Origin of the sequence: Nocardia sp. NPDC047648 (assembly GCF_040642815.1) — a bacterium.
In the GTDB taxonomy this organism is placed as follows: Bacteria; Actinomycetota; Actinomycetes; order Mycobacteriales; family Mycobacteriaceae; genus Nocardia; species Nocardia gamkensis.
Genome location: NZ_JBEYSX010000004.1, coordinates 203,032 through 225,795, shown reverse-complemented (window position 1 = coordinate 225,795; position 22,764 = coordinate 203,032). Strand labels below are relative to the sequence as shown.

Annotated in this window: 14 protein-coding genes and 1 tRNA gene; 9 read left to right on the top strand and 6 right to left on the bottom strand. The window is 68.2% G+C overall.

Annotated features, from left to right (window positions below; genetic code table 11):
- Positions 1-13 precede the first annotated feature (13 nt).
- The gene (locus ABZ803_RS12095; RefSeq protein ID WP_357035878.1) at positions 14-1,102 is read left to right on the top strand and encodes a glycerol dehydrogenase; all 1,089 of its coding nucleotides are present in this window, start codon (positions 14-16) and stop codon (positions 1,100-1,102) included.
- 163 nt (positions 1,103-1,265) lie between these two features.
- Positions 1,266-2,219, top strand: coding sequence for a phosphodiesterase (locus tag ABZ803_RS12090; RefSeq protein WP_357035875.1), 954 nt, complete (start codon positions 1,266-1,268; stop codon positions 2,217-2,219).
- Here the strand turns inward: ABZ803_RS12090 and ABZ803_RS12085 are convergent.
- Positions 2,167-3,576, bottom strand: coding sequence for a stealth family protein (locus ABZ803_RS12085; protein WP_357035872.1), 1,410 nt, complete (start codon positions 3,574-3,576; stop codon positions 2,167-2,169). The genes ABZ803_RS12090 and ABZ803_RS12085 overlap by 53 nt on opposite strands.
- Positions 3,577-4,137: 561 nt before the next feature.
- Here ABZ803_RS12085 and ABZ803_RS12080 point away from each other — a divergent pair.
- The 6 genes from ABZ803_RS12080 (at position 4,138) to ABZ803_RS12055 (ending at position 14,835) form a co-directional block, all read left to right on the top strand.
- On the top strand, positions 4,138-4,593 hold the full coding sequence (locus ABZ803_RS12080) for a flavodoxin domain-containing protein (RefSeq protein ID WP_357035869.1): 456 nt from the start codon (positions 4,138-4,140) through the stop codon (positions 4,591-4,593).
- 142 nt (positions 4,594-4,735) lie between these two features.
- Positions 4,736-5,215, top strand: coding sequence for a hypothetical protein (locus ABZ803_RS12075; protein WP_040869971.1), 480 nt, complete (start codon positions 4,736-4,738; stop codon positions 5,213-5,215).
- A 70-nt stretch (positions 5,216-5,285) separates the two neighbouring features.
- A complete protein-coding gene (locus ABZ803_RS12070) occupies positions 5,286-5,861 on the top strand; it encodes a TerD family protein (protein WP_040869776.1) in 576 nt (191 codons plus the stop codon).
- Between the two features lie 563 nt (positions 5,862-6,424).
- The gene (locus tag ABZ803_RS12065; protein ID WP_357035865.1) at positions 6,425-6,997 is read left to right on the top strand and encodes a GNAT family N-acetyltransferase; all 573 of its coding nucleotides are present in this window, start codon (positions 6,425-6,427) and stop codon (positions 6,995-6,997) included.
- Positions 6,998-7,069: 72 nt separating this feature from the next.
- Positions 7,070-13,462, top strand: coding sequence for an SDR family NAD(P)-dependent oxidoreductase (locus tag ABZ803_RS12060; protein WP_357035862.1), 6,393 nt, complete (start codon positions 7,070-7,072; stop codon positions 13,460-13,462).
- Positions 13,459-14,835 (top strand): aminotransferase class I/II-fold pyridoxal phosphate-dependent enzyme, encoded by a 1,377-nt coding sequence (locus tag ABZ803_RS12055; protein WP_357035859.1) that lies wholly within the window; start codon positions 13,459-13,461, stop codon positions 14,833-14,835. Before ABZ803_RS12060 ends, ABZ803_RS12055 begins: the two co-directional genes overlap by 4 nt.
- 283 nt (positions 14,836-15,118) lie before the next feature.
- Here ABZ803_RS12055 and ABZ803_RS12050 read toward each other — a convergent pair whose 3' ends face one another.
- The 5 genes from ABZ803_RS12050 to ABZ803_RS12030 form a co-directional block, all read right to left on the bottom strand.
- Positions 15,119-15,442 carry a hypothetical protein gene (locus ABZ803_RS12050; protein ID WP_357035856.1) on the bottom strand — a complete coding sequence of 108 codons (324 nt, stop codon included), beginning with the start codon at positions 15,440-15,442 and terminating at the stop codon, positions 15,119-15,121.
- A 61-nt stretch (positions 15,443-15,503) separates the two neighbouring features.
- Positions 15,504-16,142 carry a MazG family protein gene (locus ABZ803_RS12045; protein WP_357036337.1) on the bottom strand — a complete coding sequence of 213 codons (639 nt, stop codon included), beginning with the start codon at positions 16,140-16,142 and terminating at the stop codon, positions 15,504-15,506.
- A gap of 149 nt (positions 16,143-16,291) precedes the next feature.
- Positions 16,292-19,903, bottom strand: a complete 3,612-nt coding sequence (gene mfd, locus ABZ803_RS12040) for a transcription-repair coupling factor (protein ID WP_357035852.1) — start codon at positions 19,901-19,903, stop codon at positions 16,292-16,294.
- Between the two features lie 914 nt (positions 19,904-20,817).
- On the bottom strand, positions 20,818-21,465 hold the full coding sequence (locus tag ABZ803_RS12035; protein ID WP_039800936.1) for a TetR/AcrR family transcriptional regulator: 648 nt from the start codon (positions 21,463-21,465) through the stop codon (positions 20,818-20,820).
- Positions 21,466-21,646: 181 nt separating this feature from the next.
- Positions 21,647-22,261, bottom strand: a complete 615-nt coding sequence (locus ABZ803_RS12030; RefSeq protein WP_040869782.1) for a TetR/AcrR family transcriptional regulator — start codon at positions 22,259-22,261, stop codon at positions 21,647-21,649.
- 418 nt (positions 22,262-22,679) lie between these two features.
- Between ABZ803_RS12030 and ABZ803_RS12025 the strand changes: the two genes are divergently transcribed.
- Positions 22,680-22,750, top strand: a tRNA-Gln gene (locus ABZ803_RS12025).
- Positions 22,751-22,764: the final 14 nt, after the last annotated feature.

The following is a 22,764-nucleotide window of genomic DNA, read 5'->3' as shown; positions in this document are numbered from 1 at the left end:
CGGGAGGTGCCAAGTGCTGAGCGTGTTCTCCTCGCCGGGACACTACGTGCAGGGCCGGGATGCCACCGCCGCGCTCGGCGCGGAGATGACGCGGCTCGGAATCGGCGGTCCGGTGCTGATCGTGGCCGGATCCAGCGCCTTCCGACTGCTCGCCGACACCTGGGAACGCTCGCTGACCGACGCGAAGATCGCCTATTCCATCCATCTCTCCGGTGGGGAATGCAGCAGGACGGAGATCGCGCGGATCGTTCACGCCGTCGAAACGTCCGGTAGCACGGTGGTCCTCGGCGCGGGCGGCGGCAAGGTGCTCGACGCGGCGCGCGCGGTCGCCGACGATCTCGACCTGCCGATGATCAGCTGCCCCAGCACCGCCTCCAGCGACGCGCCGTGCAGCGCGCTGTCGGTGATCTACACCGATGCGGGCGAGTTCGAGGCGTATCAGCTGGTCCGGCGGAATCCGGCGCTGGTGCTGGTGGACACCTCGGTGGTCGCCCAAGCCCCGGCCCGGCTGCTGGCCGCGGGGATGGGCGACGCCTTGGCCACCTGGTTCGAGGCGCGCACATGCAGCGCGGCCCAGGTGCGCAATATGCGCGGCGGTGCCTCCACGCGCAGCGCCACCGCCTTGGCCGAACTCTGCTACCGCACTCTGCTCGCCGACGGAGCGCAGGCGCTGACCGCAGTCCGCGCGCGCAGCGTCACACCGGCGCTGGAGCGCGTCGTCGAGGCCAACACGCTGCTGTCCGGGCTCGGCTTCGAATCGTCGGGGCTGGCCGCGGCGCACGCCGTGCACAACGGTCTCACCGCCGCCGCGCGGACGCGCCCGTTCCTGCACGGCGAGAAGGTGGCCTTCGGCACCGTCACCCAGCTGGTGCTCGAGGGCGCGCCCGCGTCCGAGATCGGCACGGTGCTCCATTTCTGCGCCGAAGCGGGCTTACCGACCACGCTCGCCGCACTCGGCCTGCCCGACGCCGACGACGAGACGCTGTGGGCCGTCGCGAAGCGGGCGACCGCCGCTGGCGAGACCATCCACAACGAACCCTTCACGGTGGACGCCGCGATGGTGGTGGACGCCCTGCGCGCCGCCGACGCGCTCGGCCGGTGACCAATCCCACACCGGTCGGCGTTTCCCCAGCGTTCGACACCGAAAACTCACCTTCCCGCAAGCGTGTCTTCATCAAACGTCGGGAAACCTGTCCGTAACCGACGCTATCGTTGCGACGGAGCCAAGCCAATGGCGGGCAACCCGCCAGGAGGAGTTCGGTCCGGTGTCCATCACCAGAGTCGCGGAGTATCCGCGTCCGGATCACGTGTTGTTCCACTTCAGCGACACACATCTCATCGCGGGCGACGACCCCTTGTACGGCGATGTCGACGCCGACCTGCGGTTACGGCAACTGCTCGAGCAGGCCGCGGCCAGCCGGATCCGACCGACCGCGATCGTGTTCACCGGCGACCTCACCGATCGGGGCGAGCCCGCCGCATACGCCAAGCTGAAGTCGATCGTCGAGCCGTTCGCTAGAAGTTTGCAGGCGCCCATCGTGTGGGTGACCGGCAACCACGACGACCGCGCCGCCCTGCGCGCCCGCCTGCTCGGCGAGTACCCCACGACTTCCCCGCTGGATCGAGTGCACCTGATCGACGGGCTGCGGGTCATCGCCCTGGACACCTCGGTCCCCGGGCACCATCACGGCGAGATCTCCGACGGCCAGCTGGAGTGGCTGCGCTCGGTGCTGGCCGAGCCCGCTCCCTTCGGCACCATCCTGGCCATGCACCACCCGCCGGTGCCGTGTGTGGTCGACCTCGCCGTCACCGTGGAACTGCGCGATCAGCGCCGACTGGCCGACGTGCTGGACGGCAGCGACGTGCGCGCCATCCTCGCGGGACACCTGCACTTCTCCACCAGCGCGACCTTCGCGGGCATCCCGGTCTCGGTGGCGTCGGCCACCTGCTACAGCCAGGATCTCGGTGTGGCCCACGGCGGCCTGCGCGGCCGGGACGGCGCGCAGGCCTTCAACTACGTGCACATCTACCCGGACACCGTGGTGCACTCGGTGGTGCCGATCGAACGCGGCAGCACGGTCGGCGTTCCCGCGACACCGGAGCAGGCGCGGCGGCGGCTGGCGGAGGAGGGCATCGTGATCCCGCCCGCCGGCCGCATCCCGCACGTCATGCGGCGCCCTGCGTCGACTCCGGAAGCGGATGACGAGGCGGTGTGCTGAACCGCTCCCACGGCGCGGGCTCCGGGTAGTACGCGGCGAGGAACTCCGAGACGATCCGCACCCGCTCCGACTCGGCGACCTCGGGGAAACTGCCGTCGTTGAGGCAGAAGAAATCGATGTCGCGCCTGCGCGCCAGCCCGTCGAGCAAGGTGAGTCCGCTGTAGCTGGTGGTGTCGACATAGCGCACCTTCGCCGCCTCCTGCGGCACCGCGCGCCCGGTCAGCATGGCGTAGTAGTGGTACAGCGAATTGGTGACCGAGATGTCGGTGGCAGCCCGGAACCGGCTCGCGCTGGTGCGCGCGAAGTCACCGGCGAATTCCTCTTCCATCTCCAGCAGCACGCTGCGCCGCAACGGCACCGGCGTGTGCTCCAGGTGTCGGGTGATGACGTGACCGAAGCGATCGGCCAGCAGCGCCCGGTTCACCCGCGCGGCGTTCTCGAAACCGCTGCGCCGCTCGTCGCTGTGCCCCGGACCGATTCTGAGGTCCGCTTCGATGAACCGGCTCACGCCGCCCGGCGTGAAGAACATCGACGGACGCACCGGCCGCGCGAAGAACATGTCGTCGTTGGAGTACAGGAAGTGCTCGCTGAGCCCGTCGATGTGCTGCAACTGGCATTCCACCGCGTGCGAGTTGTACACCGGCAAACCGCTGACGTCGCGGAAGTGGTCCACCGCCCGCACCACGGTCACCTTCGGGTGCGCGGTCAGCCAGCGCGGCGGCGTGGAGTCGGTCGCGATGAAGATCCTGCGGATCCACGGCGCGTTCTTGTGCACCGACCGCAGGGCGTACTTCAACTCGTCGATCTGCCGGATCCTGGCGTCCGCGTCGTCGCCCTCGCCGACCACGACCTGGGCGAGCATCCCGGCGCGGCGGGCACGGAATTCCGGATCGGAGCCGTCCACCCAGGAGAACACCAGGTCGATGTCGAAACCGACGTCGTCGGTCTGCGGCGCGAACATGTCCACCAGGGTGGGCCAGGTCCGGTCGAACAGCCGCACCTGCGTGCGCTGGACGTCGGCGAGGTCGAAGACCGTCCGGGTCAGCGCGTTCGGGCGCGGACAGGTCACCGTGTCACCGTGGTACTCCCACAGTTCCAGCTCGACGTGATGCGCCGGATCATGGTCGCGCCCGAGCCGGAAGACGTTGTGCCGCACCTCGACGCAGGTGAATCCGGCCGAGATCGCCGCGGCGGTCACCCGGCGCACCATCAGGCGGTGCGCCGCGTCCGCAGCGAGCACGAGCCGGTGCTCGCCGTCGCGGACGAGCAGAAACGGCACCTCGGCGGCCGCCAGCTCCGCGCGCAGATACCCGAGATCCGCGATCGTCGCGGCCGACACGGCGAAGTTGCTCGCCATGAGCCGCGTCACCATTTCCACTGCCCCCGAATCCACTGCTCCCCTGTCCACCATGACTGTTCTCCACATCCGTCGATCCACCGGTTTCGATACGTCCGGGGCACCGCGCCGAGCCGCGAGTCCGCCGATGCGAGACATCGGCGAGAGAAGACCGCGTCCGGCGCGGTGACATTCAGAAGTGGGGAAGGGAACCGAAGCGGGCGCGCGAATTGATCACCTGGAATGCAGACGACTGGTAGACCATTTCGTATTCACCTCACTCACGGCCGGACGCGCGAAGCGTCATGGATGGAAGCGCTGCACTCGTGCGAGAACTCGAAGGGCACGGGTGGCAACCGCGCAGCCGGACGGTCATCGGCCGGCGAAAAAGTGGTCAGCCCAGAAAACACCGGGCACCCTTACGAATGATGCAACGCGCTGGGGATTCCGTCAATCGTTGCAGCTGGACCGCGTGTGTTCGACCGCCGTCGCCGGTGACGCCCATCCGTGGAAGCCGCAGCGCATCTTCGGCTATAGTTAGGGTAGCCTCACCAAAATCACGCTGGAGAAAGGGTCGCGCCGGTGCGTGTCGTCATCCTGTTCGGAACCGAGATGGGTACCGCGGAGTCCGCGGCCGACAGCATCGCCGAGGAACTGCGCGGCGCGCACGAGGTCTCGGTGCACGATATGGCGGAGTTCGACGTCGAGGATCTGGACGTCCGCGACTTCCACGTCGTCGTGTGCTCGACCTACGGCGACGGCGATCTGCCGACGGGCGCCGAGCCCTTCGCCGACGCGCTCGACCGCCTCGCGCCGGAATTGAGCGGCCTGCGGTTCGCCGTCTTCGGGCTCGGTGACACCGTCTACGGCGACACGTTCAACCGCGGCGGCGAGATCATCGCCGAGAAGCTCGTCGCCCGCGGCGCCGTCCAGCTCGGCGAACACGCGCGCCACGACGCCTCGACCGAGATCCGCGTCCGGGACATGGCTCGGCGATGGGCCGCCGCGCTCGACATTCCCGCGCTGCTCTCGGCCTGACCGACGCCGCGCACCGGCCGCGGGTCTGCGAAGTGAGGTCCGGACAAAGCACCCAGCGCCAGCGCGCAAGGGGCACAGCGCCTTAGACTGCTATCAAGTGCGGCACAGCCCGCCGCGCTCGACGATCCATGAGGTGACGAAGATGGCAGCCGGAGCGAGCCCCGCCCAACGTCAGCACAACTCGACAGATCATCCCGAGCTGGACGTGCTTCCGGAATGGCCCCTGGAAACGATCGGCGTGCTGGTGACGACCGATCCCGCTCCCCATGCGATTCCGGTGTCCTGGCCGGTGCGGGCCGGTGACCGGCGAATCCTGCTCAGCCTGAAGTACGATCGCGGCTCGCTGGCCCGGCTGCGCGACCATCCCGAGGTGGCGCTGCTGATCCTCGGCGGGGGCAACGTGGCGATGTGCGCCAGGGGCACCGCGCACGTGGTCGCCGAGCAGATGCCCGGCGCCGACGACTACGTCGCCGTCCGCATCGACGTCGACGTGATCGACGACCACCGCCAGTCGGCCTTCGCGGTCGTGCAAGGCATCCAGCGCACGGTGCTCGACGACGAGAGCGAACTGCGCGCGCTGAAGGACCGGGTCAGCACCCTGCGATCCTGGGCCGACCACTAGAACTGAAGCAGCCCGACGTTTCCGGGAGCAGAGAGAAGGCGGCACCGCCCGTGCCGCGCGGAAGGGGATCATGAGCGTCACTCTGGCCAAAGGCGGCAACGTCTCGCTGTCGAAGCAGGCGGCGAATCTCACCAAAGTGTCGGTGGGGCTCGGCTGGGACGTACGCACCACCACCGGCGCCGACTACGACCTCGACGCCAGCGCGCTGGCCTGCGGACCGAACCTGAAAGTGCTGTCCGATCAGCATTTCATCTTCTACAACAACCTGCGTTCGCCCGATGGATCCATCGAGCACACCGGCGACAACCTCACCGGTGCGGGCGAAGGCGACGACGAGGTGATCAACGTCGACCTCACCGCCGCCCCGCCGGAGATCACCAACATCTTCTTCCCGGTGTCCATCCACGACGCCGACGCCCGCGGCCAGTCGTTCGGCCAGATCCGCAACGCCTTCATCCGCGTCGTCGACGCGGGCACGGGCGTCGAACTGGCTCGCTACGACCTCACCGAGGACGCGTCCACCGAGACGGCCATGATCTTCGGCGAGCTGTACCGCCACAACAACGAGTGGAAATTCCGCGCCATCGGCCAGGGTTATGCCTCCGGCCTGGCGGGCATCGCCCGCGACTACGGCGTCAACGTCTGACCGCGTTCTCCTTCCACGGCCGCCGCGCCGGGTCTTCCGCTCGACGGTGCGCATAGCACCGTTCGTGAAGACTCGTGCGCGCGAGCCGATCTGTCGCGTTCTCGCGGAGCGCTGATACGACGAGGTGCCGCCGCTGCGCATCCGTCGGACGTCCGCGACGGACACTCACTCGACGATGCCGACGGTGTGCGGCTTGCCGTCTCCGATATCGGCGGCAATATCGCCGCGACCATATCGACTGATAGCACTTTGCTTTGGCCTGAATTGTCCAATTCGAGGCGTACCGGCGGTCCCGGTACTCCCACGAATGGTAAGCCAGAGATTTGCAGAGTGGCGCCCAGCCACTCAAGACTGCCGCACGGGACAACATTGGAACGCGTTACATATTGCACACTACCGGCGGGTAGTGCCGCGCGCGGATTCATGTAGTCTACTGATCGGTAGCTTCTTTCACGGCGCTGCCGCGCAGTCCGCAGATGATCGATATGCCATGAGGGACAACAGTTTTGAAGCAGGCGAACGGACCGGTCGTGCGTCCGGCGACGCGTGATGATGTGACCGAAATGGTGCGCGTACTCAGTGCCGCCTTCGCCGAAGACGATCCGATCGAGGACTTCGTCTTCCCTGACGAGCGCGTGCGTCATCGTCGTGCTGCGCGGATGCTGCGGTTGATGATCGAGTACCGATTCCTGCCCGCGGGCGGCGCTGAGGTCGCCATCGTCGACGACAAGGTGGCCGGAGTGCTGCTTTGGTATCCGGCCGGATACCGGAAAGATTTCTGGCGCGAACTCGTCTCGGGGGTTCAGCTGCTGTTCGCGATGGGCACCGCGACGCGACGCGGGGTCGTCGTGGACACCACCATCGAGCGGGCGGCGCCCGCCGAGCCGAATCTGTGCTGTGTGTACCTCGGGTGCGACCCCGGGGTACAGCGCAGCGGTGTCGGGCGCGCGCTGTTCGGGTCGCTCGTGGCCAAGTCCGACGCGCAATCGGTTCTGCTGTACGGACTCTGCAAGGACGCCAATGTCGACTACTACCGTGCCTTCGGCCTCGAACCGGTGGCCAAGACGGTGCTGGGCAAAAATGGTCCGGAAATGAACGTGGTGGCTCGTCGGCCGCTGCGCAACAACGACGCGTAGCCGGGACCGGCAGCGCGATTCGAGTTCCCATTCCAGTCGGGGAAAATTTTCGAGTTCGATCCAGGGAGTGTTGTGTCCGACATTGCAATTATCGGTATCGGCTGCAGGTACGCCGGAGGTATCGATTCCCCCGAATCCTTCTGGGAATTCATCGTCGGAAAAGGCGACGGTGTCATGGATATCCCGGAGAGCCGCTGGGATTACCGGCGCTTCTACGACCCGGATCGCAGGACACCGGGCCGGATGTACACCAAGCGCGCGGCTTTCATGATCGGTGACCCGTGGGCGTTCGACCCGGACTTCTTCGGCATCTCACCGCGCGAGGCGGCGGCGATGGACCCGCAGCAGCGCCTCGTTCTGGAGGTCACCTGGGAGGCCTTCGACGACGCCGGTATCGCAGGGCGGGTCAGCGGTGCTCCGCTGGGCGTGTACGCCGGCGCGTTCACCATGGACCAGCTGGGCGTTTCGGTCGGCGGCCCGGCGCTGCCGTTCGTCGACATGCATACCGCGGCAGGCGCCTCCTACACGATGATCTCGAACCGGATCGCGTACGCGCTCAACCTGGTCGGCCCCGCCATCACCGTGGACACCGCGTGCTCGTCGTCGCTGGTCGCGGTGCACCTGGCCTGCCAAGCCCTGGACAACGGCGACTGCGAGGTCGCCGTCGCGGGTGGGGTGACCGTGCTGGCCGAGCCCGAGCCGTTCGTCTCCATGTGCAAGGGCGGCTTCCTCGCCGCCGACGGCCGCAGCAAGCCTTTCGACGCCGCCGCCGATGGTTACGGTCGTGGTGAGGGCGCCGGGATGGTGGTGCTGAAGAAGCTGGCCGACGCCGAACGCGATGGTGATCGGGTCTACGCGGTGATCAAGGCGACGGGATCCAACCAGGACGGCCGCACCACGGCGATCACGGTACCCAACGCCGACTCGCAAGAGGCGCTGGCGAAGATGGTGACCCGCCGCGCGGGCATCCGGCCGCACGAGGTCACCTACGTTGAGGCACACGGCACCGGAACCCCGGTCGGAGATCCCCTGGAGCTGAGGGCGATCGGTCGTGCGTATGGCGCCGTCGAGGGCCGCACCACACCGCTGGGTGTCGGCTCGGTCAAGGCCCAGCTCGGCCACACCGAGGCCGCGTCCGGTATCGCGAGTGTCATCAAGTCGGCGCTGGCCGTGTCGAAACGGACCATCGCACCACAGGGTTGGCTGGAAACGCCGAATCCGGACATTCCCTTCGGCGAACTCGGGCTCCGGTTGCAGTTGGAGGCCGAGGAAGTCGGCCCGGAGGTCGAGCGGATGACCGTCGCGGTCAACGGATTCGGCTACGGCGGCACGAACGCGCACGCGATCCTGCAGGAATATCGCCCTTCGATCGCGGCGGAACGTCAGCCGAAACATTTCGGGGTGCTGCCGATTTCCGCGCGCAGCGAGGAGGCCGCACGGGATCTGGCGCGGGGTTTCGCCGAGCGCGTTGCCGATGGCGCCGACCCGGGCCGCCTCGCCGAGGCCGCCTGGACCCGCCGCAATCACCATCTGCTTCGCGCCGGAATACCCTTCGGCGACGACACCGAATTGGTTCGCTCATTGATCGAATTCGCGGGCGGCGCGGGACGGGTGAGCCGGACCGTCGCTCGCAACGTGCCCGAACCGGTATTCGTGTTCACCGGTATGGGTCCGCAATGGTGGGCAATGGGTCGTGAACTGTTGCAGAACGGTGGCACTTTCGCCGCGGAAGCCGAGCGCATCGATGCGGTGTTCCGGGAGATCGCGGGCTGGTCGATCATCGAGGAACTGCTGCGGCCCGAGGAAGAGTCGCGCGTGACGACGACCGCTGTGGCGCAGCCCGCGAATTTCCTCGTGCAGGTCTCCTTGTACGCCATGCTGGACGAGCTGGGCATCAAGCCCGCGGCGATCGTCGGTCACAGCGTCGGCGAGGTGTCGGCCGCCTACGTGACCGGCATGCTGTCGCTGCGCGACGCCCTGCTGGTCAGCTATCACCGCGCCCGGCTACAGGCCACGACCGCCGGATCCGGTGGGATGCTCGCGGTCGGCCTGGCGCTCGCCGACGTGCGGGAGCTGATCGCGGGCGATGGACGGGTGGATGTCGCGGCCGTCAACAGCCCGTCGGCCGTCACGCTCGCCGGTGACGCCCTCCGCTTGGACGAAATCGCGGAAGCACTCACCGAACAGGGTGTTTTCGCCCGTCGACTACAGGTCGAGGTGCCGTACCACAGCCACCTGATGGACCCCATCCTGGACGAGCTGCGCTCCGTACTGAGCGAACTGGAGCTGCGACCGCCCCGCATCCCGCTGTTCTCCACCGTCACCGGTGCGCGCGTCACCGAACCGGATTGGGATGCCGAATACTGGTGCGGAAACGTCCGGCAGGCGGTTCGCTTCCACGACGCGATCACCGAACTCGTGCGCGCGGGCAGCCGTGTGTTCCTCGAGGTCGGCCCGCATCCGGTACTCGGCGCCAATATCCGCGAAATCCTCATCGCCGCGGGCGAGACCGGAGCGTCCGTCGCGACGCTCAACCGCAAGCAGTCCGATGCCGACAGCATCAGGCAGACCATCGCGGGACTGTACAACGCCGGAGCGCTCGATATCGACGCACTGTTCGCCGATTCGACCACCCCGCATATCGATCTGCCTGCCTACCCGTGGCAGCGGACCCATCTGCGCAACGACATCCCGGCATACCAGCGCAAGCGGCACGGCACGCCCGACGCGTATCCGATGCTGGGCGACCAGGATCCGGACGACGCCTCGACCTGGCGGGTCGAGCTGGGCATCGAATCGCTGCCGTGGCTGGCCGACCATGTCGTCGGCGGATCGCGGATCCTGCCCGGCTCGGCCTATCTGGATGCCGCGCTCAGCGCCGCAGCGCTGCGGACCGAGTCGGCGTCCGTGGCGGTCGAAGACGTACGTTTCGTCGCACCACTGGTGATCGACGAGGGCGAGACGCCGATCATGGAGTTCGACCTCGAGGAGTCGACCCGGCGCTTCACCATTCGCTCGCGTGGCGTAGCGGGTTCGGTGTGGACGATCAATGCCGTCGGACGGCTCGTGGAGGGCGTGTACGAACCGGCCAAGATCGACGTGCCCGATGACGATTCCATGCTCGAGATCGATCCCGTCGACTTCTACACCGGCCTCGCGGCGCACGGACTCGATTACGGGCCCACATTCCGCCGCGCGACCTCGATTCGGATCTCCGGCTCCACGGTCGTCGGCACCCTGGATGGCACCATCGCCCGCAAGGCGGGGCATCCGGCACACCCAGCGGTCGTCGACGCGGCGTTGCAGAGCGTGGCCGCCCTGCTCGCGGGCGCGGGCAGCAAGCAGGACGGCGCGATGGTCCCGGTCGCGGTCGGGGCGGTGCGATTGTTCGCGTCGCTGCCCGAGGAGGTCACCGTGGTGGCTCGGCTGGACACCACGGACGAGCCGACGGCGGACATCGACCTGCTCGACGCCGACCACAACCTGCGCATGCAGATCGTCGGGATGAGGTTCGGTTCGATCGCGCCGCGGCCGGGCCCGATGCAGCGGATGGTCGACTTCTTCTACGAGGACCGCTGGGAGATGCGCGATCCCATCGACCGCGCCGCACTGCCTGCGACGGACAACCTGTTCACCGTGGTCGTGGCGATGGACCACGCGGCGACGGAGCGGGCCGAGCACATCGTCCGCATCACCGCTCCTGTTGCGCCGGGCGAGGTTTCGCCCCTGATCGTCACCGGTGACCCGGCCCGTGACGATTTGGAAACCGTGGTGACCGAACGGCTTCGAGCCGCTCGGACGCAGCCGGGCGTCGGCCGCCTGCACCTGGTGGTGGTCGCCGGGTCGAGCTACGACGATATGGACAACCTCTGGACACTGCGGCGGGTTGCCCTGGCCGCGCAACAGTTCCTGGACTCGGCCGCGCAGGACTTCCTCGACAGCTGGCTGGTAGAGCAAGGTTCCGACCGGGATGTCCTCGGTGACGACACCTTCTACGCCTCCCTGGTCACCGAGCGCGCTTACACCCACCCGGAGGGCGATGCCGCGCCGAATCCGAGCCATGCCGCACTGGCCGGTGCCCGTCGTGCGCTGCTCAATGAGCAGACCCGGCTGCGATGGCGGCTGATCGACGTCGAAGCCGACGTCGCCGATGCGGATCTGCGCGCGGAACTGACTATTCCGGGAGCCTTCGTTTTCGACCGCGCCGACGAGGTGTTCCTGCGCAACGGGTTGCGCTGGACCACCGTGGTGAGCCGGACATTGCAGGATCGCCTGGACGCCCTGGACGAGGCCGAGCCGCTGACCGATCCGGAAGCCGATTTCCGGCTGGAGATCCCCAGGACCAAGACCTTCTCGCGGCTGGGCTGGCGGCGTAGCGAGCGGCGGGAGCCCGGTCCGGGTGAGGTCGAGGTGCGCATGGCGGCCATCGGCCTCAACTACAAGGACTCGCTGCGGGTCATCGGACTGCTCGGTGATCGCGAACTCGGCGACACCTTCTTCGGCACCGCGCCGGGCATGGAGGGTGACGGGACCATCGTCCGCGTCGGACCGGGTGTCACCGAATTCGAGATCGGTGACCAGGTCAGCTTGGCGTGCAAGGGGATGATCGGCCGATTCAACACCCTGAGTACGGACCTGGTCTGGCGCGTCGGCGACGGCTTCGAACCGGGCCGATGCAGCAGTTCGACCTCGTTCGTCGCCGCGGAGTACGCGCTGCTGGAGCTGGCCCGGCTACAGCCGGGTGAGACGGTGCTCGTGCACGGCGCGGCCGGCGGTGTCGGTTCGGCGGCAGTGCAGATCGCGAAACTCCACGGCGCGACGGTGATCGGCACCGCCAGCACCGCCGAGCGCCGTGCCTACGTGCTGGAACAAGGTGCGGACCACGCGCTGCACTCGCGGTCGCTGAACTTCGTCGACGACGTTCTCGAACTCACCGGCGGTCGCGGCGCGGATGTGGTGATCAGCTCCGCGCCCGGCGAGATCGTGGTTCAGAACTTCGCCGCGGTCGCGGAGTTCGGGCGCATCATCGAGGTCGGCAAGGCGGACATCTACTTCGGCGGCGTCCTCGAGCTGCGGCACTTCGACAAGAACGTGACGTACTCCTCGTTCGACCTGGACCGGATGATGAAGCTGCGGCAGCACAAGGTCTTCGATTTCGTCAAAGCGGTCAACGGCAGGCTCAACGACGGAACCTATCGGCCGCTGCCCTTCGACACGTTCGGCACCGCCGAGGTAGCCCAGGCGTTCGAGGAAGTGGCGCGATCCACGCGGATCGGCCGCGTCGTGTTGCGCATGGACGAGCAGGCGCCACAGGTGCGCCCGCGGATTCCCGATGTCGTGTTCCACTCCGACGCGCAGTACCTGATCACCGGAGGTTTCGGCGGGTTCGGGCTGGCGATCGGCCGCTGGCTGGTCGGCAAGGGCGTTCGGCGCCTGACCCTGCTCGGACGCGGCGGCGCGACCACCGAGGAGGCCAGGAAACAACTGGCCGTCTGGGAGCAGCAGGGTGTCGAAGTGACCACAGAGCTGGTCGATGTGACCGATCCGGAGGCCGTGGGTGCGGTGATAGCGCGGGCGCACCGGCCCGAGCATCCGCTCAGGGGCATCTTCCACACGGCGGGCGCGGTAGACGACAAGCGGATCCACGCGATGGATCGCAACAGCCTGGGCAAGGTTTTCCTGCCCAAGCTCGACGGCGCGCGAGCCCTGTACGCCGGAGTCGTGGCGGCCGGTGCGCAGCTCGACCAGTTCGTGCTGTTCTCCTCGGGCAGTGCCATCTTCGGCGGGATCGGCCACTACTCCTACACCGCGGCCAATATCGCGGTGAACGCCTATGCGCAAGCCCTCGCCCGCGAGGGAGTCAACGCGCTGGCGGTGGGCTGGGGCCATATGGCCGGAGCCGGTATGGCGGCGGCCGACGAGAATCTCGCGCGCTACCTGGTCAACACGGGATTCGACACGATCGAAATGGACGAGGGACCGGAGTATCTGGAGGAGGCATTGCGACTCGGCGTCACGAGAGTCGACATCTTCCCGATCAACTGGACCCGGGTCGCCGCCACCGGACCGCAGCTGGCCCTGACCGGCCGGATCGAGTCCATGATCGCGGCGGCGGCACAGAACGATTCCGCCGCCAGCCGCCTTCGTACCGAGCTCGCCGCCCTCGACGAGGCCAAACGCAACGAGGTGGTCGCGCACATGCTGGCCGAGCAGCTGGCGTCGGTGATGGGTGTGTCCGCTGAATCGATCGACCTGACCCTGCCCTTGCCGGAATTGGGCCTGGACTCGCTCATGGCGGTGGAATTCGGTTCGCTCGTCACGCAATCCTTGGGTGTCGAACTGATCTCCCTGAAGCTCGGGCGCTCGTTCAGTCTGGAGCAGGCCGGCGCCAAGGCGGCGGAGGCGATCGTCGAAGGCGTCGGCTCGCATGGGGCACCGATCGGCGCGGCGACGGTGCAGGCATGACCGAGTCGGCGCGCGACTTGGCGCGAAAACTACTGGCGGATAAGAGTTCCGGGAGCACCGCGGCGACCGCGCCGCCGGTGCGACCGGTGACGCGGTCGCGGCAACGCCGCGGCCCCGGCCGGCAGTTCGCCGATCATCCGGACGTGGCGGCGGCCGTGCAGAAGCGAGCGATGATCGCGTCACTGTATGAGCAGACCCAGCTGGTGAACCCGTTGTTCCTGCCCCGGACAGGACCCAACGACACGGTTATCCACGTCACGGAGCCGCGGCTGGCGGGCACGGATCTGGTGAACTTCAGCGCCTACAACTACCTCGGCCTGGCCAACCATCCGCGGGTGGTCGACGGCGCGAAGAAGGCCCTGGATCAGTACGGGGCCTCGGCGTCGGCCAGCCGCATCGTCGCCGGTGAGATCCCGCTCTACGAGGAGTTGGAACGCCGCCTCGCCGGCATCTACGGTGTCGGCGACGCCATGGTGACCACCAGCGGTTACCTCACCAATGCCGGTGTGATCGGCTTTCTGCTCGGCGATGGCGATGTCGCGGTCTGCGACTCGCTCATACACGGCAGCGTCATCTCCGGCGTGCAGTGGTCCGGCGCGCGACGCATCAATTTCCGGCACAACGACCCCGAGTCGCTGCGGTCCGTGCTGCGTACCTCGCGCAGCGGCTTCGATCGTGCGCTGGTGGTGCTCGAGGGCCACTACAGCATGGACGGCACCGTCGGCCGCATCGAGGAATTGGCCGCCATCGCACGGGAGTACGACTGTGCGGTGATGGTCGACGAGGCCCACTCCTTCGGGGTCTTCGGCGCCAAGGGGCACGGCATTCGCGAGCACTACGGTCTGCCTGGTGACGCTGTGGACATCTGGATGGCGACGTTGTCCAAGGCGTTGGGTAGCACCGGCGGGTTCGTCGCGGCCGACGCGGATCTCATCGGCGCGATGAAGTCCTCCGCGCCGGGCGTCGCCATGCTCACCGGCGCGCCCGCGCCCGCGGCGATCGGCGCCGCACTCGCGGCACTGGACGTGCTCGAGCGGGAGCCGGAACGCTTGACCCGCCTGTGGGCGAATGCCGCCCTGTTCCACGGTGCGCTCTCCGAACGCGGCGTGAATCTGGGTGTCTCCCATGGCACGCCGATCGTGCCCGTCATCGTTCCCGGCGAGATCCGCGCCGGGTACGTCTCCTCCACCCTGCTGGAGAACGGCGTCTACTCGGGCCTGATCTCCTCGCCCGCGGTCCCGGCCGGACAGGAACGCCTCCGCTTCTTCATCACCTCCGAGCACACCGAGGAGCAGCTGACCAGAACGGTGGATCTGCTCACCGAAACGATCGCCCGAGCCGAGCAGATCCCCGACAGCACGGTCGACAGATGATCCGCACCGCCCACGCAGTCAGCGGCCTGTCGACTGCGCGCATCGGCGAACCCGAGCTCTCCGAATCCGGATTCATCTCGACCGGAATTCGCGCCGATCGCCGACTGTGATCGGAAGGCGCCGACCGCGATTTTCCCGGCCGGCGCCTTCCGCCGCGGATGGTTGCGCGATCCCATCGCAGGGTCTCTGGATGGTCGATCGGTCACGCCACGCGGCACTTTCGGCTCTTCAGGACCGGCTGATCACCGACATCGTGTGCCTTGGATATCCGTGCGCACATCGGTCAACCGCAGCAGACCGGGTCGTCGCAGGGTTTTCCCACTTCACTGCCGTAGGCCACGAAGTCCTTGATGCGCGCCAAGATCTGTTCTGCTGTGTTGGGCTCGAGCGGCGGTAGCGATCGAGCGCTCGGTCGACCCCAGGTGGCCGGGGGGTCGTCGAGGTCGAAACGCGGTGCGCCGTCGATGAACAGTGTCCACAGCGGATGGTCGGGAAAACCGTTCATCCGTAGGACCCACCACTGGCCGTCGACGTGGGCGGCGACGGGAAACCTGCGGTTCCCGGTCGACTGCCATCGTGGTCGTGCGTTCAGCTCGGGGTACGGCATCATCGAGATCCGAAGGGCCGCGCGGATTGCATCGCCGTCTCCACGCCCGAAGCCCGGCGGACTACTCGTCTTCCGGCCAGAAAGCGCGCCAGTCCTCGGCGGTGAGCGGGAGACGTTCACCGCGCTCCTTTTCCGCCGCGTCCTCCGTCGCACGGATAGCGGCGGCGAACGTCAGCGTCGCTTTGCGGAGACGTTCCTCGGCGCTTTCCGGACCACCGAGACGCACCACCCGCAGCGCTTCGGGAACGAGATCGGGCGGGAGACCGGCCTTGGTGCTGCGGGAGACGACCTTTTCGGCGAGTGCCAGGGCGGGCTGGGCCATGGCGATGCCGTCCAGGCAGGAGCGGCGGGACTTCTCGGCGGATTTGCGCTCCTCCCAGGCGCGTTCCTGCGCGGCGATCTTCTCCGCTACCGAGGCGGACGGATCGATCGGGGCGTCGACGAGGTGCGGACTGCGGTTGACCAGCTTGGCGACCAGGGCGGCGGCGACGTCGTCGACCGTGAACTCCCCCGCTGCCTCGGCGATCCGGGAATGGAACAGCACTTGCAACAGCAGGTCCCCGAGTTCTTCCTTGATCGTTTCGGCATCGCTGTGCTGGATGGCGTCGAGCAGCTCGTAGGTCTCCTCGAGCAGATAGGGACGCAGGGAATCGTGGGTCTGCGTGACCTCCCACCCACCGAAATGCCAGAGGCGGTCCATCACCTCGACCGCGCCGGCCAGCCCCGCTGCGACCACCGCCGTGTCCGTGGGCGGCAGCGAGTCGCCGTTCGGCGCGCTACCGGACGGCACGCCCGCGGCGGCACGATGCCGGGCGGCCCGGAGGACGGACTCGTCGCGACCCGTCGAACTCATCGCGGCGCCAACTCGGCGGCGACGGTGAGATCGACCGCCCCTTGCGCCTTCCCGTCCAACGCCAGCAGCAGATCGGCGACGAATTGCAGCAGCACCACATCTCGGACGCGCTCGGCCCCGACACTGTCCTCGACGCGCGGCAACGGAAGCTGCACCACTCCGGACGCGGCGCGGTATCCCGCGCTCGGGTAGAGCCGCTTGAGCCGCATCTGCTTGGAATCGGGCAGATGCAGGGGCGAGATCTTCAACGTCGTCCCGGTGACCGCGATCTCGGTGACCTCGTACTCCCGGGCGAGCAGCCGCAACTTGGCCACCGACACCAGGCGTCCGACCTCCACCGGCAGCGGGCCGTAACGGTCGACGAGTTCGTCCACGACCAGCGCGAGCGCCGCATCCTCCTGCGCCGCGGCGAGTTTGCGGTACGCCTCCAGGCGCAGCCGGTCGCTGGCGATGTAGTCGGGCGGGATGTGCGCGTCCACGGGCAGGTCGATGCGCACCTCCTTGACCTCCTCGGTGGTGATCGGCTTGCCGTCGGCGGCGGCGCGGTAGGCCTCGACGGCCTCGCCGACCAGCCGCACGTAGAGATCGAAGCCGACGCCCGCGACGTGACCGGACTGCTCGGCGCCGAGCACGTTGCCCGCGCCGCGGATCTCCAGGTCCTTCATCGCGACCGCCATGCCCGCGCCGAGGTCGGAGTTCTGCGAGATGGTGGCCAGCCGGTCGTAGGCCGTCTCGGTGAGCGGCTTCTCCGGCGGGTACAGGAAGTAGGCGTAGCCGCGTTCCCGGCTGCGCCCGACCCGGCCGCGCAACTGGTGCAACTGCGAAAGGCCAAGCGCGTCGGCGCGTTCCACGATCAGCGTGTTGGCGTTGGAGATGTCCAGGCCGGTCTCGATGATCGTGGTGCACACCAGCACGTCGTATTCGCGCTGCCAGAAACCCTGCACGGTGGACTCCAGCGCGTCCTCGTTCATCTGGCCGTGCGCGACCACCACCCGCGCCTCCGGCACGAGATCACGAATCCGCTTGGCGGCCTTGTCGATCGATGACACCCGGTTGTGCACGTAGAAGACCTGCCCGTCGCGCAGCAGTTCGCGGCGGATCGCGGCGGTGACCTGCTTGTCGTTGTATCCGCCCACATAGGTGAGCACCGGGTGGCGTTCCTCCGGCGGGGTGAGGATGGTCGACATCTCGCGGATCCCGGCCAGGCTCATCTCCAGGGTGCGCGGGATCGGGGTCGCCGACATGGTGAGCACGTCGACGTGCGTGCGCAGCGCCTTGATGTGCTCCTTGTGCTCGACACCGAACCGCTGCTCCTCGTCGACCACGACGAGGCCGAGGTCCTTCCAGCGCACGCCGGTCTGTAGCAGCCGGTGGGTGCCCACCACGATGTCGACGCTGCCGTCGGCCATCCCCTCCAGCACAGCGCGGGCCTCGGCCGGATCGGTGAAGCGGGACAGGCCCTTCACGGTGATCGGGAAACCCGCGACACGCTCGGCGAACGTCTGCAGATGCTGTTGGGCGAGCAGTGTGGTCGGCACCAGCACGACGACTTGTTTGCCGTCCTGCACCGCCTTGAACGCCGCGCGCACCGCGATCTCGGTCTTGCCGTAGCCGACGTCGCCGCAGACCACGCGGTCCATCGGGACCGGCTTCTCCATATCCGCCTTCACCTCGGCGATGGCGGTCATCTGGTCGACGGTCTCGGTGAACGCGAACGCGTCCTCCATCTCCTTCTGCCACGGCGTGTCGGCCCCGAAGGCGTGACCCGGCGCGGCCTGACGGGCCGCGTACAGCTGCACGAGCTCGCCCGCGATCTCGCGAACTGCCTTGCGCGCCTTGCGTTTCGTGTTGGCCCAGTCCGAGCCGCCGAGCTTGGACAGGCTGGGCATCTCGCCGCCGACGTAGCGGGAGAGCTGGTCAAGCGACTCCATCGGCACGAACAGCCGGTCGCCGGGCTGGCCGCGCTTGCCCGGCGCGTACTCGATCACCAGGTACTCGCGGCGGGCGCCGCCGACGGTGCGTTCGATCATCTCGACGAACTTGCCGATGCCGTGCTGGTCGTGCACCACCATGTCACCGGCGCTCAACGCGAGCGGGTCGACCTGGTTGCGCCGCTTCGCGGGCATCCGCTTGCCCTCGGTCGGCGCGGTGACCCGGTTGCCGGTCAGGTCGGACTCGGCGACCACCACCAAACGGGCGTCTTCGAACACCAGGCCGTCGTGCAGGGAGCCGCACAGCACGCCGACCACGCCCTCGTTCGGCTCGGCGCCGGTCTCCAGCGCCGCGGCGGGCACCTCGGCATCCGCCAGCCGTTCCATGATGCGCTGCGCGGTGCCGTGACCTGCGACGACCACCACGGCCCTGCCGCCGGTGGTCACGTGGGCGCGCAACGAGGCGAACATGGTCGCGACCAGTTCGTCGGACCCGCGCGCGGCGGGGCCGGGCAGCACCCGCAGGACGACCTCGGACGAATCGCCGGAGGCGAGCGGGCTCAGCGTCCACCAGGGCAGACCCTGCCGGTCGGCGCTGGCGTGCACGTCGGACAGCGGCTGGTAGGCCGACGCGGCAAGGTCGAGCCCGTGGCCGCCGAGCGGCGCGGCGCCACCGAACGAGGCAGCCGTCCAGGACGCCTCCAGGAATTCCTCACCGGTGCGCACCAGGTCGGCGGCGCGGGTGCGGATCTTCTCCGGATCGCACAGCAGCACGTGGGTGCCTTCCGGCAGCACCTCGGTGAGCAACCGCAACTGCCCCGGTCGCAGCACCGGCAGCAGCGCTTCCATGCCTTCCACCGGGATGCCCTGGGCCAGCTTCTCCAGCATCTCCACCAGCGCCGCGTCGGCGGAGTTGGCGGCGGCCACCTCGGCGGCCCGCTCCCGCACCTCGGCGGTGAGCAGCAGCTCCCGGCACGGCGACGCGACCACGACGTCCACCGCGACGTCCGGCAGCGAGCGCTGGTCGGCGACGGCGAACGGCCGCAGTTCGGTGATCTCGTCGCCCCAGAACTCGACGCGCACCGGATGGTCGGCGGTGGGTGGGAAGACATCGAGGATGCCGCCGCGCACCGCGAACTCGCCGCGCTTGCCCACCATGTCGACCCGGGTGTAGGCGAATTCCACCAGCCGCAAGAGCAATTCGTCGAAGTCCAGCTCGACGCCCACGCGCAGCACGATCGGCTCGATGTCGCCGAGACCGCCCGCCATCGGCTGCATCAGCGATCGCACCGTGGTCACCACCACGCGCAGGGGCGCGGGGAAATGCGGGTCGTCGGGGTGCGCGATCCGGCGCAGCACCTCCAGCCTGCGCCCCACGGTGTCCGCGCCCGGCGAGAGCCGCTCGTGCGGCAACGTCTCCCAGGACGGGAACTGCGCGACCGCGGGACCGAGCATCTCCGCCAGCTCGACGGTCAGGTCGTCGGCCTCCCGCCCCGTGGCCGTGACCACCACCAGCGGCCGCTCGGCGGCCACCCGCGCCGCGACGAACGGACGCACCGCCGACGGCGCGACCAACGCCACCGACGTGGTCCCGATCAGCTCCGCGACGGTCCGTAGCGAGGTATCGGCACCGGCCGCAGCGGCCAGTCCCGCCAACGGTGGGCGGTGGGTGGACATCGACAACTCCTGAGCGCAGGCGACACGGTTCGAGCGGCCAACCGAGTCTAGTTAAGCGGGTGTCCCGTAATTGCAGCGCCTGCGGCGACGCGCGCTCACGGCTACCGCCGACGTGCGCCGGAGCGACCACGTTCGGGCGACTCTGTCGCGAACACGCGATCACCTGTTTGCGCTCCGGCGGACCGTCGGAGCACCGGCGATCGCATCGTCTCGCGGAGTGCTCGAGAGTTGGCCCCGGCTTCGACGATAAGCGGACATGCGCAACTCCAGCAGGGCGAGCGAAGCGAACCCGGACCGGACTCGTGCCGGCACCGCCCCGTCCGCCCGCCACCAGTACCGAGGCTCACACCGGTCGTCGCTCCCGCCCACACTTCCCGGGTTCGAACGCCGACGCGACCCGCTCACCCCTACCCCGAGTGCCGGGCCGAGCGACACCGAGCTTCCGCCGTTCCCGGCCCGGGGCGCGCCCGAACGAGGCAATACCGTCACGAATCACCACACCGGTCGACCCGAACCCCACCCACCCGAGCCGCGCGCACTTCGTCCCGACTTCGAATCCCGACGCACCCAGCGCACCCCAACTCCCGGTTTCGAGCCAAGCGAGACCGACCATCCACCGTTCCCGGCCCGCCTCGCGTCCGAGTGGCCGCCGCCTCCGCATAGAAGTCGCCAGCGGCGGTCGACCCGAATCCCACCCACCCGAGCCGCGCGCACTTCGTCCCGACTTCGAATCCCGACGCACCCAGCGCACCGCAACTCCCGGTTTCGAGCGAAGCGAGACCGAGCATGCGCCGTTCGCGGCCCGGCTCGCGTTTGCGCGGCCGCCGCGTACGCGACGAAGGAGCAAGCGGCGGTCGCGCAAACGCGAGCCACAAAGGGGCCGCGAACCCGCCGCGCCGCAGGCGCGGCCAAAATTACGGCACGTAGCGGCGCAGGCGCCTAGCGGCGAACTCGCGGAAGTAGGACAACTTCTCCGCCGGCACGAGGGCCGGGAGCAGGAAGTACCACGCGCGCTCCATCCGGACCGCCATCTGGTCGATGGATTCGGTGCCGACGGCGATGATGTGCACGCCCGCGGCCATCTCCTGCCAGAGCAGGCCGATGACCTCCGCGTCCAGGTCGGCGATCAGGTCGCCCTGGGCGATGGCTCGTTCGGCGAGCAGCCGGTAGGTGTCGCCCCAGTTCTTGGCGATGTTGTCGCCTTGGGCGCCGCGGTAGTCGCCGATCTGGTGGGTCAGCTTCAGCATGGCCCCGACCATCGGGTCGTTCATCGATAGATCGGCGACGACGTAGGTGATGCCGATGCACGCTTCCAGCGCGGGCACCCGGGGATCGAAGAAGCCCTGACACGAGCTGGTCAGTCGCTCGTTGCCCTGGTCGACCACGGCGCGCGCCAGCTCTTCCTTCGAGCCGAAGTGAAAATACAAGGCGCCCTTGGTCACATTGGACTGCGCGATGATCTCGCTCAGGCTCGCATTCGCATATCCCAAGCGCAGAAAGACATCGGCCGCGCCTGCCAGGACGGAGTCGCGGGTGATCTCCGCGCGCGCTTGCCTAGCCATCAGATCCGCCTGTCATCCCAAAACCAGCCATCCTGAAGTAGACCGACATCCCGAAGTTGACCGACTTACCGCCCGAACAGCACCCAAAGGATGGGTGAACCGTACCACCAGGCGCGCGCCCGGCAGCCAATTCGAGCATTCGGCAAGACCCGCCGCGCAATTTGCTGGTTAACAATCCGGGTCACTCACCTGCGCTCGCGCGCCACTCCGAACTCAGTTGCGGCTCGGCCTCCAGATGGCTCAGCCCGTTCCAGCACAGGTTCACCAAGTGTGCCGCCACAACCTCTTTCGAGGGTTGGCGCTCGTCGAGCCACCAGGTCGCGGCGGTGGCGACCTGGCCGACGAGCGCCTGCGCGTAGAGGGTGGACAGACTGGTGTCGAACCCGCGCCGCGCGAAATCTCCGGCCAGGATGTGCGCCACCTGATTGGTCGCCTCGTTGAGCAAACTGGAGTACCTGCCCTCCGCCGCCGCGGCGGGCTGATCGCGCACCAGAATTCGAAACCCGTCGGTTCGTTCTTCGATGTAGGTCAGCAGTGCCAGCGCCACCTGTTCGAGCCGGATCCGCGATCGGTTCTGCGTGAGCGAGGAGGTGATCATGTCGAGCAGCATCGACATCTCGCGATCGACGACGACCGCGTACAACCCCTCCTTGCCGCCGAAGTGTTCGTACACCACGGGTTTGGAGACCTGGGCGCGTTGCGCGATCTCCTCGATGGAGGTCGCGTCGTAACCGCGTTCGGCGAACAGCGCGCGCCCGATCTCGATGAGCTGCTGACGCCGCTGCGTGCCGGTCATCCGCGGCCGGGACACTCGATGCGACTCACCCGAAGACACCCCTGCTCCTCCGCCCTCTCCGCGTTGTTGCCGGTCGTGAGTGCCTCGGCGGTTCCCTCCGACCGACGGTCGCATGCCGGGCGGGTCGCGGGCGAGCCCGGCGAGTTGCCCTCGTGCGTGTCGAGCCGGCCGTCGCACCGGGGCTCCGACGCACGACACCGACATTCGGATACCACTGTCCCAGACCGGCCGGGGATCCACCCGCCCGGCCCACCGGTCCGCCGCCGGCGTGTCTGCGGCCGTCCCGGCTCCGCCCTGGTACGGCCGGAATACGCGGACAGGCGGGCCGAACAATTCGCGGGGAGGCGGCCTAGTATGCGAGGATTCATCCCGTGCCATGGCACAGCGGCGGGGTGTTCGCCAACCGCCGGTGTGGCAATCCGCCGTGGTGTAATGGCAGCACATCTGATTTTGGTTCAGAGAGTTCAGGTTCGAGTCCTGGCGGCGGAGCTCGAGAGCACGAT